A 13,530-nucleotide genomic window follows, 5' to 3' on the forward strand; every position below is an offset into this window, starting at 1 on the left:
AACGCATTACGAACCAGCATCCGACATTGCGCACGACTTTGTTAATGACTTTGTCATGCGCAACGAGCAGGGGATGCGGGTGCGATGCCTTTAGTTGGCGCGAGTAATAAATGACTGCAGCTGAGCTTCGCTTTGCAGACGCTGTTGGATCGTGCTGGCCTGCGCTTTGCTGCTGAATGGGCCGAGCTGAATCCGCCATACCGCGCCGTTTTGCGTGACGCGGCCCGGGACGGAAAATTGCTGGCTCAGACGCTGCTGGTACTGCTGGGCGCGCGATTGATCGCTGACGGCACCGACCTGCACGACGAAATCACCGCTGGCGGCTGCGGCAGGCGTCACGGCGGCGGTGGCGGCTACGGCAGGCGCCACGCTGCCTTGCACTGAACCCGGCGCGGTAACCGGGGCGGTTTGCACGACAGGCTCGCTGCCTTCCAGCACGCCGTTATTCAGCGGCGTCGGCGCGCCGAGGAAACCGCCGCTGTTAACCGGAGCGCCGGTAGTGTCTTCCGGCTTCAGGGTTGAGTTACTGATGGCGTGCACGTCAGTTTGTGCGGGTTGACTCATCCCCGCGCTGTTATCGCCGTCAAGATTCGGGCGGGCAGGCAGGGCATAGGTCTGTTTGGCCACCGTCGTACATGCCATCCCCGGACCGGAAAGCGAGCCGTCCGGCGCGACGACGATCGGATCGATGCGCACTTTGGTGTTATTCGAGGTATTCAGACGATCGGCCGAGGCGCGCGACAGTGAAATCACGCGATCGTTACCGTAGGGGCCGCGATCGTTGATACGTACTACGATCATGCGGCCGTTCGCCAGGTTGGTGATCCGCGCGTAGCTTGGGATCGGCAGCGTGGGATGGGCTGCGGTAAGCTGTGTGGGATCGAACGCTTCTCCCGATGCAGTCAGGTTGCTGTTAGGCTCGGCGTCGTAGATAGCTGCGAAGCCCGCTTGGGTGAAGTTAGACGGATCCTGAACGATTTTATAGCTTTTGCCATCACGTTCGTAATCCTGATTCGCCGTTGCGTTAGGCGTTTCATACTGCGGATCGGCGCCGCTAATTTCCACCGTCGGGCCATTGCAAACGGCCGGCTGTGGAGTGCTGACCGTTTTTTGTTGAACGTCTTCACCCGAACATGCCGCCAGCAGTCCTGCTGCTATGCAGATCCCCAGCCATTGCTTACGCATCGCGAACCCCTTACACGCTTTTCGACAACATTTTTCTGTGAGTATGGATCGACATAACGATACCAAACCCGGCCATCAATACGATTAGGGCAGAGCCCCCGTAGCTGACCAGCGGCAAAGGTACCCCCACCACCGGTAAAATACCACTTACCATACCAATATTTACGAAGACATAAACGAATAAAATCAACATTAAACCACCGGCCATGACCCGGCCAAAAGTGGTTTGCGCCTGGGCGGCAATCCACAACCCGCGCATGATCAGCAGAATATAGAGCGCCAGCAGGATCAGTACGCCAATCAGTCCCAGCTCTTCCGCCAGTACGGCAAAGATAAAGTCGGTATGGCGTTCAGGCAGAAACTCCAGCTGCGACTGGGTGCCATGCAGCCAGCCTTTCCCGCGCAGCCCGCCGGAGCCGATGGCGATTTTTGACTGAATAATGTGGTAACCCGCACCGAGCGGATCGGTTTCCGGGTCGAGCAGCATCATTACGCGCTGGCGCTGATAATCATGCATCAGGAAGAACCAGAGGATCGGAATAAAGGCGGCGACCAGCACCACGGCGATACCGATCAGACGCCAGCTGAGACCAGACAGAAAGAGCACGAACAGGCCGGACAGAGCGACCAGAATCGAGGTCCCGAGGTCAGGCTGCGCGGCGACCAGCAGCGTGGGCAGGAAAATCAGCACCAGCGCGATAGCGGTATTTTTCAGCGATGGCGGGCAAACATCGCGGTTGATAAAGCGCGCCACCATCAGCGGTACGGCTATTTTGGCAATTTCCGACGGCTGGAAGCGGACGATGCCGAGATCCAACCAGCGCTGTGCCCCTTTAGAGATGGCGCCGAAGGCATCAACCGCCACCAGCAGGATAATACAGAAGATATAGAGATAGGGTGCCCAGCCCTCATAGACCCGCGGCGGAATTTGCGCCATGACGATCATGATAACAATCCCCATAGCGATCTGGCCGATTTTACGCTCCATCATGCCCATGTCCTGACCGCTGGCGCTCCAGATAACCAGCGCGCTATAGGTCAGCAGCGCCAGCAGGATAAGCAGCATGGTGGGGTCGAGGTGGATTTTATCCCATAGCGATTTTTTATTCGGATTATCAGTCATTATTGATCCTCCCCAGCCGTTACCGCCGGGTTTTCACTCGGCAGGTTGGTGTTGTTATCGCCCAGCATTATATGATCGAGAATCTGACGCATAATGGTACCGACTGCCGGACCTGCGCCGCCGTTCTCAAGAATAATGGCAACGGCAACCTGGGGGTTGTTGTAAGGGGCAAACGCCGTCATCAGTTTATGGTCACGCAGGCGTTCAGCGATTCTGTGCGCGTTATAGGTCTCGTTGGCTTTCAGGCCGAAGACCTGAGCGGTACCCGACTTGGCCGCAATTTTATACGGCGCGCTGGCGAAGTATTTATGCGCGGTACCGTTGCCGCGGTTGGCGACGCCAAACATACCGTCTTTGGCGATCTCCCAAAAACCAGAGTGGATATCGCCGACCGGCGGTTCATGGGGCTGAACCCACGGCACCGGTTTACCGTCCTCTACCGTACTCTGCAGCAGGTGCGGCACTTTTACCACGCCATCGTTAATCAGGATCATCAGCGCCTTGTTCATCTGGATAGGCGTCGCGGTCCAGTAACCCTGCCCGATGCCGACCGGAATGGTATCACCCTGGTACCACGGTTTCTTGAAGCGCTTGAGCTTCCATTCGCGGGTCGGCATATTGCCGGAGCGCTCTTCCGCCAGGTCAACGCCGGTATAGTGGCCATAGCCGAACTTACCCATCCACTCCGACAGGCGGTCGATACCCATATCGTAAGCAACCTGATAGAAGTAGGTATCGGCCGACTCTTCCAGCGCTTTGGTGACGTTCAGATGGCCGTGGCCCCATTTTTTCCAGTCGCGGTAGCGCTTATCCGAGCCGGGGAGCTGCCACCAGCCGGGGTCAAACAGGCTGGTGTTGCGGGTAATAACTCCGGCGCTGAGCGCCGACACGGCAACGTAAGGTTTAACCGTTGACGCCGGGGGGTAAACGCCCTGGGTCGCGCGGTTGACCAGCGGTGTATTAGGATCGTTAAGCAGCCCGGAGTAGTCTTTGCTGGAAATACCGTCAACGAACAGGTTGGGGTCGTAGCTTGGCGTCGAGACCAGCGCGAGGATGGCGCCGGTACGCGGGTCTGTGACCACGACCGCCGCGCGACTGCCGGCCAACAGCGTTTCAATATACTGCTGTAGCTTCAGGTCGAGCGTTAAATAGATATCGCGCCCGGCCTGTGGCGGAACCTCTTTTAGCTGGCGAATTACCCGGCCGCGGTTGTTTACTTCAACTTCTTCATAGCCGGTCTGCCCGTGCAGGACATCTTCGTAATAACGTTCGATCCCCAGCTTGCCGATATCGTGCGTGGAGGCGTAGTTAGCCAGCTTTCCCTCTTTATCCAGGCGATCGACGTCTTTATCGTTAATTTTGGAGACGTAGCCGATAACGTGGGTCAGAGCGGAATTATAGGGATAGTAGCGGCGCTTATAGCCTTTGACTTCCACGCCGGGAAAACGGTACTGGTTAACCGCGAAACGGGCGACCTGCACTTCACTGAGATTGACTTTCACCGGAATGGAGGTAAAGCGGTGCGAGCGGGCGCGCTCTTTTTTAAAGTTCGCTACATCGTCATCGGTGAGATCGATAACGTCGCGCAGCGCATCCAGCGTTTGCTGAACGTTGTCGACCTTCTCCGGCATCATTTCCAGCTGGTAAATCGTGCGGTTGAGCGCCAGCGGCGTGCCGTTGCGATCGTAGATAATGCCGCGGCTCGGCGGAATAGGGACCAGCTTGATGCGGTTTTCGTTCGAACGCGTTTGATAGTCGGTGTAACGCACAATCTGCACGTTATAAAGATTGGCGATCAATACGCCGGTAAGCAGCAAAATCCCCAAAAAAGCGACCAGCGCCCGGCGCACGAACAGCGAGGATTCAGCCGTATAGTCGCGGAAAGAATTCTGTAATTTCATTCGCTGCTTAGTCTACCCTGGTCATCATTACTCACGGTGGTAAGGGTGGTTGGTGGTAATGCTCCACGCCCGATACAGACTCTCGGCCACCAGTACGCGAACCAGCGGGTGAGGTAAGGTGAGCGTTGAGAGCGACCAACTTTGTTCCGCTGCCGCTTTGCAAGCGGGTGAAAGGCCTTCCGGGCCGCCGATGAGCAGACTGACATCCCGGCCATCCTGTTTCCAGCGTTCCAGTTCGCGCGCCAGCTGCGGCGTATCCCATGGCTTCCCCGGAATATCCAGGGTGACGATGCGGTTTTTGCCTGCGGCCGCCAGCATCATTTCACCTTCTTTTTCAAGAATTCGCTTGATGTCGGCATTTTTACCGCGTTTTCCGGCGGGGATTTCCACCAGTTCGAACGGCATATCTTTTGGAAAACGGCGCAGATATTCGCTAAAGCCGGTCTGAACCCAGTCCGGCATTTTGGTGCCAACGGCTACCAGGTGCAGCTTCACGCGTTAACTCCAGAGTTTTTCCAGCTCGTACAGACGACGGCTCTCTTCCTGCATGACGTGAACCATAACGTCGCCGAGATCGACGACAATCCAGTCCGCGGCGACTTCGCCTTCAACGCCCAGCGGCAGCATACCGGCGGCGCGAGACTCTTGCACTACGTGGTCGGCGATGGACATAACATGGCGCGTAGAAGTGCCTGTGCAGATAACCATGCAATCAGTGATGCTGGATTTGCCATGAACGTCAATGGCAACGATGTCCTGACCTTTCAGGTCATCAATTTTGTCGATAACAAAATCCTGGAGTGCTTTACCCTGCAAGAGTTCCCCCTGGGTGTGTGAAGAGTGATAATAATAAACAGCCTGACAGTATACCCGAACTGGTAGCAAAGTCGGGATAAATGTCGATAAATGGGCGGTTAAGGCCGCTATCATCCCATCCATCGCCGATGTTTGCATCGCCATTTTTGTAAAACAATTTCTGCAAAGTTCAAATGGTAAATGCAGCCTGGCTGCGGAGAATAACAGCCTGCTTTGCCCTGTCAATGGTCTGCGCGCAATTCTTCTTCCGCCAGCCAAACTGCCCGGCTATTCAGCACGCGCAGGGTAGTGAAATCGGGCTGTAGATCGACAAGGCTCCACGCGCCATGCTCGATGGGGAAGTGCCACATCGCCGCATCCGGCATACTCAGAAGTTGAGCGATTAACAGGCTAAGAACGCCCTGGTGGCCGACGATCAGCAGATGATCAAGTTCCTGGTGCTGAGGGAGAGTGGCGGTGAAGCTGGCGACACGTCTGGCGAACGCCTGAAAACCTTCACCGTTAGTGGGCGCCGCATGCTGCCAGTCGGCGCACCACGCGGCGTAGTTTTCCGCATCTTCATGCTGTAAATCGCGATGGTGGCGCATTTCCCAGTCGCCGAAGAACATTTCATTGAGTTCGGCGAAGGAGTGGCGAGGGACGTCACGGTCGCCAAGCAGCAGGCTGGCCGTGCGCTGGGTGCGCTCAAGTTCACTGCAAAACACGCGCTGAAAAGGAACGGCCTGCAGCCGCTTTCCCAGCGTTTGCGCTTGTCCGATTCCGCGTTCGGTTAAGGCTGTGGGAGCATGCCCGCTATAGAGGCCCGCGACGTTAGCTTCGGTTTCGCCATGACGAACTAACCATAACTTCATGATGACCCTCTCAAAAGGAGTCTATGAGACTCTCCTTGTTGTAAGGCTAGCAGTAGAGCTTCTGCTCATGGATATAGTCGAGCACGGTTTCCGGCAGCATGTCCGCGCAGGACTCGCCAGCTTCAAGACGTTGGCGAATCAGGGTGGCAGAGATATCAAACCACGGCGTTTCGGCCAGGTAGATAACGCCCGCCGGGCTGCTATGCAGCCGCTCGACGTCATGAGTGAGATGTTTGTCCAGCCATTGCTGATCCTGCTCGCACGCCATGGTCAACGGATAGCCCGGGCGTCGGCAAACGATCAGATGTACGTTATCAAGAATGCTTTCATACTCGTGCCAGGTGGTAAAGGTGAGCAGTGAATCCTGGCCAATAATAAACGCCAGGGAGCGTTGTGGCCCTTGCTCCTGGCGCCACTCGCGCAGGGTTTGCGCTGAATATGACGGCGTGTCGCGCTTAAGCTCACGATCGTCGAGGATAAACAGAGGTTTATCGGCGATGGCGAGCGCCAGCATATGCCTGCGTTGGTCGCTGGTGGCTTCGGGCTGCGGGCGGTGCGGCGGCACATTGTTGGGCACGATGGTGACTTTATTGAGGCCGATAAGGTTGGCCAGAATTTCCACCGGTTTAAGGTGACCGTAATGCACCGGATCGAAGGTGCCGCCATACATCGCCTGTAACTGAGTCATATCAACCATCAATAAAAACGTCTGCCAGCGCTTTATGGCAGAGCAATAAAGAGAGACTTTCCAGCTCGGGCCATATGGAGTGCCCGTAATCCTGCTTGAAGGTGAGCTCCGCGCGGGCCAACAACGTGACAGCCTGACGCAGCTGATCGGCGCTAAGGCGGGCCAGCGCGTCGCTGACCAGCTGGCGGCGGTTTTGCCATACGCGATGCTTGTCAAACAGCGAACGCAGTGGCGTATGGGCCGATTGCCGCTTCAGGTTGACCAGCAGCAGCAGTTCGCGTTGTAGGGTGCGCAGAAGGATAGCGGGCTCGCTGCCTTCCAGACGCAGCTGTTGCAGAACGTGGAGAACGCGCTTACTTTTACCGGCCAGCAGCGCATCCACCCAGTGGTAAGGTGTGAAATGCGCGGCATCATTCACGGCCTGCTCAACCCGCGGCAGCGTCAGTTTACCATCCGGCCACAGCAGCGAAAGGCGCTCCAGAGCCTGCGCCAAAGCCAGCAGATTACCCTCATAGCAGTAGCACAGTAGCTGGCTGGCCGCGTCATCAAGCTGCAGATTATTCTGCTTTGCGCGCGCGGCGAGCCAGCGCGGCAGCTGGGCATATTCCGGCGTCTGGCAGCTAACCTGCACCGCCCGGCTGGTTAGCGCCGTCATCCACGCTGCATTCTCCTGCGTTTTCGTCAGCTTATTACCACGAACGATCAGCAGTAAATCGTCATGCAGCATGCCGACGAGCGTCGCGAGCTGTTCGTTAATTGCCGCATTAGGGCCATTATCGGGCAGGATCAGCAGCAGCGTCTGGCGGCTGGAAAACAGGCTCATGGCCTGACTTAACGAGAAGAGGGCAGGCCAGTCGGTACTGGCATCAACGGTGGCGGTGTGGTGTTCGATAAAGCCCTGGGCTGCGGCGGCTTCGCGGATGGCGTCCTGGCTCTCCTGCAGCAGCAGCGGATCGTTGCCAAGCAGTAGATAGGCCGCGCGCAGCCCTTCAGTGAGCTGCGCGCGGAGCTGTTCCGGGTACAACCGAATCATCAGTTACCCAGCGTAGTGGAGACGCGATTGCCGGAGGTGGAAGCGGCTGGGGTCGTGGTGACCGGCTTCTCATCCTCTTTGGTGGCTTCGACATCCGCAACGTGTACGCTCGGTAGTTTACGGATCAGCTGCTCCGCCGCTTTGTCGTACATTTCCTGAACGATCATGTCCTGCTCAGCATCTTTCGCTAACGCCGCCTGTGGGTTATCGAAGAACGAGCGGTAGACTTTGGTCGTGATGGGATAGATATCATGGCCTGGGATCAGGACGCTGGCATTTACCGTCATTACCATTTGATATTCCGCAGTACGGCCGTCCTGGAAAATAGACGCCGTATCTTTCTGAATGGACGATGTTTCCAGACGCAGGGAAGGAATATCCTTGCGCAGCGTACTGCTATCGACCAGTTCAACCCCGTTCAGACGCAGCTGATTACGGACGGCACGACTTAATGGACCATTAGGATCGCCCGACTGGAAGATCATGGTTTTCATTGCGGTCGGAACCTGCGTAGTGCTACGCAGGTGCCAGCCACAGCCGGCGGTGATTAACACCGCCAGAGATAACAACAATGTTGCCAGATATCGCACGCTTCCTCCTGCGCTTAGCCAACGACCAGATTGAGCAGTTTACCCGGAACGTAGATCACTTTACGTACGGTCACACCGTCGAGATATTTCGCAACCAGATGCTCCTGACCCGCACGTTCACGAACCTGCTCTTCGGTTGCATCCACCGCAACGGTAATTTTACCACGAACTTTACCATTTACCTGGACCACGACCAGAGTGGTGTCTTCAACCATTGCGCTTTCGTCAGCGACCGGCCACGGCGTGTTGTCAATATCGCCTTCGCCACCCAGCTCCTGCCACAGGGTAAAGCTGGCATGCGGAGTGAACGGGTTGAGCATACGAACCACGGCCAGCAGGGCCTCACGCATCAGCGCGCGATCCTGTTCACCTTCCTGCGGCGCTTTCGCCAGCTTGTTCATCAGCTCCATGATCGCCGCAATCGCGGTGTTGAAGGTCTGACGACGGCCGATATCATCGGTCACTTTCGCGATCGTTTTGTGCACGTCGCGACGCAGCGCTTTTTGATCTTCGCTGAGGCTGGCAACGTCCAGCGCAGCGGCTTCGCCCTGAGAGGTATGTTCGTAGACCAGTTTCCAGACGCGTTTCAGGAAGCGGTTCGCACCTTCCACGCCGGATTCCTGCCACTCAAGCGTCATGTCGGCCGGCGAAGCGAACATCATAAACAGACGCACGGTGTCCGCGCCGTAGCGTTCAACCATTTCCTGCGGATCGATGCCGTTGTTTTTCGACTTGGACATCTTGCTCATGCCGGTATAGACCAGCTCGCGGCCCTGCGGGTCGAAGGCTTTAACGATACGGCCCTTTTCGTCGCGCTCGGTAGTCGCCTCTTTCGGCGACACCCAGTTACGCTCGCCGTTCTCGCCAACGTAGTAGAAGGCGTCCGCCAGCACCATCCCCTGGCAAAGCAGCTGTTTAGCCGGTTCGTCAGAGTTCACCATGCCTGCGTCGCGCATCAGCTTGTGGAAGAAGCGGAAATAGAGCAGGTGCATAATGGCGTGTTCAATCCCGCCGATATAGATATCGACCGGCAGCCAGTAGTTCGCCGCTTCCGGGTCCAGCATACCCTGGTCGTACTGCGGGCAGGTGTAGCGCGCGTAGTACCAGGAGGACTCCATAAAGGTGTCAAAGGTATCGGTTTCGCGCAGCGCCGGCTGACCGTTAACGGTGGTTTTCGCCCACTCCGGATCGGCTTTAATTGGGCTGGTGATGCCGTCCATCACGACATCTTCCGGCAGAATAACCGGCAGCTGATCTTCCGGCGTTGGCATCACGGTGCCGTCTTCAAGAGTGACCATTGGGATCGGCGCGCCCCAGTAGCGCTGACGGGAAACGCCCCAGTCGCGCAGGCGATAGTTCACTTTACGTTCGCCGACGCCAAGAGACGCGAGCTTATCCGCGATGGCATTAAAGCCAGCTTCATGATCCAGGCCGTCGAACTCGCCGGAGTTAAACAATACGCCTTTTTCGGTCAGCGCTTGTTCGGAGAGATCGGGTTCTGAGCCATCAGCGGCCAGGATAACCGGCTTGATGTTCAAACCGTATTTGCTGGCAAATTCGTAGTCGCGCTGATCGTGACCCGGGACGGCCATAACCGCGCCGGTGCCGTACTCCATCAGCACAAAGTTTGCCGCCCATACCGGGATCGCTTCGCCGGTCAGCGGGTGAATGGCTTTGTAACCGGTATCGACGCCTTTTTTCTCCATGGTCGCCATATCGGCTTCGGCAACTTTGGTATTACGGCATTCGTCGATAAAGGTCGCCAGCGCGGGGTTATTGGCTGCAGCCTGCTGCGCCAGCGGGTGGCCCGCAGCGACGGCAAGGTAGGTGCAGCCCATAAAGGTGTCCGGGCGGGTGGTATAAACGGTCAGCTTGTCGGCGTAGTCGTTGACGTCAAAGGCGATCTCGACGCCTTCAGAGCGGCCGATCCAGTTGCGCTGCATAGTTTTAACGGTGTCAGGCCAGTGATCCAGGTTATCCAGATCGTTCAACAGTTCGTCAGCGTAGGCGGTGATTTTAATAAACCACTGCGGGATCTCTTTACGCTCGACTTTGGTGTCGCAACGCCAGCAGCAACCGTCGATAACCTGTTCATTCGCCAGAACGGTCTGATCGTTCGGACACCAGTTCACCGCGGAGGTTTTTTTATAGACCAGCCCCTTTTTATACAGCTCGGTGAAGAACTTCTGCTCCCAGCGGTAGTATTCCGGGGTGCAGGTGGCCACTTCACGGCTCCAGTCATAGCCAAAGCCCAGCTTTTTCAGCTGGTTTTTCATGTAGGCGATGTTGTCGTAGGTCCACGGCGCCGGCGCGGTGTTGTTTTTCACCGCCGCACCTTCCGCAGGCAGACCAAACGCATCCCAGCCGATAGGCTGCAGGACATTTTTGCCCAACATACGCTGGTAACGGGAAATCACGTCACCGATGGTATAGTTGCGCACGTGGCCCATGTGTAGTCGACCAGAAGGATAGGGAAGCATCGACAGGCAGTAATACTTCTCTTTGCTCTCGTCTTCGGTAACTTCAAAGGTACGCTTCTCGTCCCAGTGTTGCTGGACTTTTGATTCTATCTCTTCCGGGCGGTATTGCTCTTGCATGGCAGCCAGTGGTCCTGTTTTCAATACAGCTACAAAATGTAGCCAATGGATGTGTTATTTCAGATCGGCATAGCATAGCCCAAACGCCAACGTCAAAACAGCCTTTCACGCACTTACATAGATGAAAGCGGTAGAGAAAATTTCGCGACTCTGTGGCTTGGCTTGCAGAGCAATCTGTAGATAACGTCTATCATTAGAAGAAGTTAACCACACCGGAGGCGAAAAGATGGACAAGGTTGCTCAATTCTACCGAGAGCTGGTGTCGACGCTCAGCGAGCGGTTACGCAACGGAGAACGCGATATTGACGTGTTGGTGGAGCAGGCCAGGGTCAAGATTAGCCAGTCGGGCGAGTTAACGCAGAGCGAAATCGAGAACGTGATCCGCGCTGTCAGACGCGATCTGGAAGAGTTCGCGCTCAGTTATGAAGAGAGTCAGGATGAGCTCACTGATAGTGTCTTTATGCGGGTGATCAAAGAGAGTCTGTGGCAGGAACTGGCGGATATTACCGATAAAACACAGCTTGAGTGGCGCGAGGTGTTTCAGGATCTCAGCCATCACGGCGTCTATCACAGCGGCGAAGTCGTGGGACTTGGCAATCTGGTGTGCGAGAAGTGCCACTACCATCTGCCGGTTTATACGCCGGATGTGCTGCCGCATTGCCCAAAATGCGGGCACGATCAGTTCCAGCGCCGGCCATTTGAGCCGTAGGGATACGACTGAGAGCGATAAAATTCGCGGAGATTTTTGCTTACACGTTTAATCAGTTAGAAGGTCAATATAAAACGCGTTAATATATTGACCTTCTATTTAAAGGGCTGGCTAACTCTTTATCACTATGCGTAAAAATGCTGGCGCCGAAGAACCAGCATAAGATTTTTTTTAGAAAGAGACGCTCATCTTCATTGACAACTTCATGTTAATTGATGGTGTTAATGGTCGCGATTTTAAACTGCTGAGTGCCGCCCATTTCATTGGCGTATTTATGGGATGAGTTTAAAAACAGATTAGTCGTGGATATAGTGCCTTTGCCACAGGTTGCCAACCCCAGGAAACCGCAGCGGTAACCGCCATTAATCACTTTTTTAGCCGACATGGTTAAAGTGCCGCCAGCTCCTATGTGAGAACGGTTAGTAATATTACCGTGATTTTGTGTATCCAAAGTCATGTTTGTTGAACTTAAAATTTCGCCTTCATTGTAAAGATCGTTATAGGTTTTAATTAAAACATTATCACGGCCAACAATCGTACCATAGTTGTTGGTAACGTCATTTTCGATATTGATATTATGTCCACCAATATATCCTTCATTCTTTAGCTGGTAGCTCTTTGTTACCAACGTTGATGAACCGTGCAGTTGACTATTTTTTTGTAGCGTCAGGGTACCTTTAGTTTGAACAGTTGCGTTGTCACCGGCTATATAGCCTGAGTTGATGATTTCTCCGGATGTCAGGCTATCATTTTTTTTTGCCTGAATGAGGAGGGTATCATAACCGTAAATATTGCCGGTCACTTTAAGGGCGTCTCCGCCAAAGGTTACCGTAGTGTTTGTAGCTCTGGTAGAGCCCCCGTTTTCAATGTTACCACCCGCGGTCACGACTAATTGGTTATCTGACAGCAGATTGGATCCATAAGTGGTTTTCAGGTTGCCATCCGCCGTAACGTTTAACGCGGCACCGCCGCTTAAGGTACCTGTATTTTCGATATTCCCTGACGCCTTGGCTAACAGCTGACGAGTCGTGGAAATAGTCCCATTATTGGTTAAGGAACTTAGCGAGTTGATCACAGTTGTATTTGTTGTTGATATATTACCAGTGTTTTTTAAATTCCCTACAGATACTATCTGAGTGATAATACCGTTGCTGGCGATAGAGCCTTCGTTGGTGAGTGAACCTAAGCTAGTCAAGGAGAGGCCAGAGTTAGCAACAATCGCGCCTTTATTTCGTACGCCAAAACCTAAATTATTGCCAACCATGGTAATGCTATTGGCTTTGATGCCGCCCAGATTACTAATGTCGATACTGTATTCAGGGAATAAGGTCTGCAGCGCCGTCGCAGATTTACCTGCCGGGGTCATTGCACCTGAGCCGTTATCAAAGGTAAAGTTTCCAGCGCCTACTATCGCGTTCTTCGCATTAACCGCACCGTTAATGGCTATTGCATCGGCGAGGAGAACAGCGTAGCTATTGCTGGCATTCATTCCGTTTTTTTCGATGGACAGTTTACCACCGGTAACGTTATAGCTGGCGATAGCGCCAGTATCGGAAAGTGTCACTTTCCCTGTCGTTAAAACCGCCTTATTGGTGTTGATGAAGCTACAACCTGAGCAGGAAATACCATTGGGGTTAGCAATAACAACATCAGCTCTTTGACCCGCCACTTCAATAAATCCGTTCAGCGAGCTTGCGCGGTTTGAGGTGACTTCATTAAGAATAACAGAAGCGCTACCGTTAGTAAGATTGTTATTTTTCGCAATATTGCCCAACGTCGCGTGGGTGAGATCGCTGGCGCTATTGTTAAGAACGACGCCATTACTATCAACATTAAACTCACGATACATATTATGTGAGACACCGGCGGCATTGGGTTTTTCAATATCAATAACCTTGGCACCTGATAGATGGGTATAACTATTCGGGTCGGCATAAACAAAGCTTGAGCTTAAAGCTGCTGCTAGTGCAACATAGGATAATTTGAATTTAAACATTTAACTGAGTCCTTTAAAAATAAAAAAATTAACCGGTTGTT

Annotated in this window: 12 protein-coding genes; 1 reads left to right on the top strand and 11 read right to left on the bottom strand. The window is 54.4% G+C overall.

What is annotated here, in order from left to right; translation table 11 throughout:
• Positions 1-90: 90 nt before the first annotated feature.
• From rlpA to leuS, 10 genes are all read right to left on the bottom strand, one after another.
• Positions 91-1,185: an endolytic peptidoglycan transglycosylase RlpA gene (rlpA, locus tag KCG39_RS26285; protein ID WP_004130416.1), complete on the bottom strand. Its 1,095-nt coding sequence runs from the start codon at positions 1,183-1,185 to the stop codon at positions 91-93.
• Positions 1,186-1,195: 10 nt separating this feature from the next.
• Positions 1,196-2,308, bottom strand: coding sequence for a peptidoglycan glycosyltransferase MrdB (mrdB, locus tag KCG39_RS26290; protein ID WP_004100156.1), 1,113 nt, complete (start codon positions 2,306-2,308; stop codon positions 1,196-1,198).
• Positions 2,308-4,209 carry a peptidoglycan DD-transpeptidase MrdA gene (gene mrdA / locus KCG39_RS26295; protein ID WP_004130417.1) on the bottom strand — a complete coding sequence of 634 codons (1,902 nt, stop codon included), beginning with the start codon at positions 4,207-4,209 and terminating at the stop codon, positions 2,308-2,310. The genes mrdB and mrdA overlap by 1 nt, the downstream gene beginning before the upstream one ends.
• A gap of 27 nt (positions 4,210-4,236) precedes the next feature.
• Positions 4,237-4,704, bottom strand: a complete 468-nt coding sequence (gene rlmH / locus KCG39_RS26300) for a 23S rRNA (pseudouridine(1915)-N(3))-methyltransferase RlmH (RefSeq protein ID WP_004100160.1) — start codon at positions 4,702-4,704, stop codon at positions 4,237-4,239.
• A gap of 3 nt (positions 4,705-4,707) precedes the next feature.
• On the bottom strand, positions 4,708-5,025 hold the full coding sequence (rsfS, locus tag KCG39_RS26305) for a ribosome silencing factor (protein ID WP_004130418.1): 318 nt from the start codon (positions 5,023-5,025) through the stop codon (positions 4,708-4,710).
• A gap of 221 nt (positions 5,026-5,246) precedes the next feature.
• The gene (locus KCG39_RS26310) at positions 5,247-5,876 is read right to left on the bottom strand and encodes an adenosylcobalamin/alpha-ribazole phosphatase (RefSeq protein ID WP_142467804.1); all 630 of its coding nucleotides are present in this window, start codon (positions 5,874-5,876) and stop codon (positions 5,247-5,249) included.
• 46 nt (positions 5,877-5,922) lie between these two features.
• Positions 5,923-6,573 (bottom strand): nicotinate-nucleotide adenylyltransferase, encoded by a 651-nt coding sequence (gene nadD, locus KCG39_RS26315; RefSeq protein ID WP_004130420.1) that lies wholly within the window; start codon positions 6,571-6,573, stop codon positions 5,923-5,925.
• Positions 6,566-7,597, bottom strand: coding sequence for a DNA polymerase III subunit delta (holA, locus tag KCG39_RS26320; RefSeq protein WP_004130422.1), 1,032 nt, complete (start codon positions 7,595-7,597; stop codon positions 6,566-6,568). The genes nadD and holA overlap by 8 nt, the downstream gene beginning before the upstream one ends.
• Positions 7,597-8,187, bottom strand: a complete 591-nt coding sequence (gene lptE / locus KCG39_RS26325; RefSeq protein WP_004130425.1) for an LPS assembly lipoprotein LptE — start codon at positions 8,185-8,187, stop codon at positions 7,597-7,599. The genes holA and lptE overlap by 1 nt, the downstream gene beginning before the upstream one ends.
• Positions 8,188-8,201: 14 nt before the next feature.
• Complete coding sequence (gene leuS, locus KCG39_RS26330; protein ID WP_087828671.1) at positions 8,202-10,784, bottom strand: leucine--tRNA ligase; 2,583 nt, start codon at positions 10,782-10,784, stop codon at positions 8,202-8,204.
• Between the two features lie 226 nt (positions 10,785-11,010).
• Here leuS and KCG39_RS26335 point away from each other — a divergent pair, with 226 nt between their 5' ends.
• Positions 11,011-11,493, top strand: a complete 483-nt coding sequence (locus KCG39_RS26335; RefSeq protein ID WP_004130430.1) for a zinc ribbon-containing protein — start codon at positions 11,011-11,013, stop codon at positions 11,491-11,493.
• A 208-nt stretch (positions 11,494-11,701) separates the two neighbouring features.
• On the opposite strand, the gene KCG39_RS26340 is transcribed toward KCG39_RS26335, so the two are convergent.
• Positions 11,702-13,489, bottom strand: a complete 1,788-nt coding sequence (locus tag KCG39_RS26340) for a filamentous hemagglutinin N-terminal domain-containing protein (protein ID WP_049114264.1) — start codon at positions 13,487-13,489, stop codon at positions 11,702-11,704.
• Positions 13,490-13,530: the final 41 nt, after the last annotated feature.

The organism is Klebsiella pasteurii (genome assembly GCF_018139045.1).
GTDB classification, from domain to species: domain Bacteria; phylum Pseudomonadota; class Gammaproteobacteria; order Enterobacterales; family Enterobacteriaceae; genus Klebsiella; species Klebsiella grimontii.

Excerpts from the sequence above, each read along its gene's own strand:
- rlpA (WP_004130416.1), bottom strand. The coding sequence starts at position 1,185 with ATGCGTAAGCAATGGCTGGGGATCTGCATAGCAGCAGGACTGCTGGCG.
- mrdB (WP_004100156.1), bottom strand. The coding sequence starts at position 2,308 with ATGACTGATAATCCGAATAAAAAATCGCTATGGGATAAAATCCACCTC.
- mrdA (WP_004130417.1), bottom strand. The coding sequence starts at position 4,209 with ATGAAATTACAGAATTCTTTCCGCGACTATACGGCTGAATCCTCGCTG.
- KCG39_RS26310 (WP_142467804.1), bottom strand. The coding sequence starts at position 5,876 with ATGAAGTTATGGTTAGTTCGTCATGGCGAAACCGAAGCTAACGTCGCG.
- nadD (WP_004130420.1), bottom strand. The coding sequence starts at position 6,573 with ATGGTTGATATGACTCAGTTACAGGCGATGTATGGCGGCACCTTCGAT.
- holA (WP_004130422.1), bottom strand. The coding sequence starts at position 7,597 with ATGATTCGGTTGTACCCGGAACAGCTCCGCGCGCAGCTCACTGAAGGG.
- leuS (WP_087828671.1), bottom strand. The coding sequence starts at position 10,784 with ATGCAAGAGCAATACCGCCCGGAAGAGATAGAATCAAAAGTCCAGCAA.
- KCG39_RS26335 (WP_004130430.1), top strand. The coding sequence starts at position 11,011 with ATGGACAAGGTTGCTCAATTCTACCGAGAGCTGGTGTCGACGCTCAGC.
- KCG39_RS26340 (WP_049114264.1), bottom strand. The coding sequence starts at position 13,489 with ATGTTTAAATTCAAATTATCCTATGTTGCACTAGCAGCAGCTTTAAGC.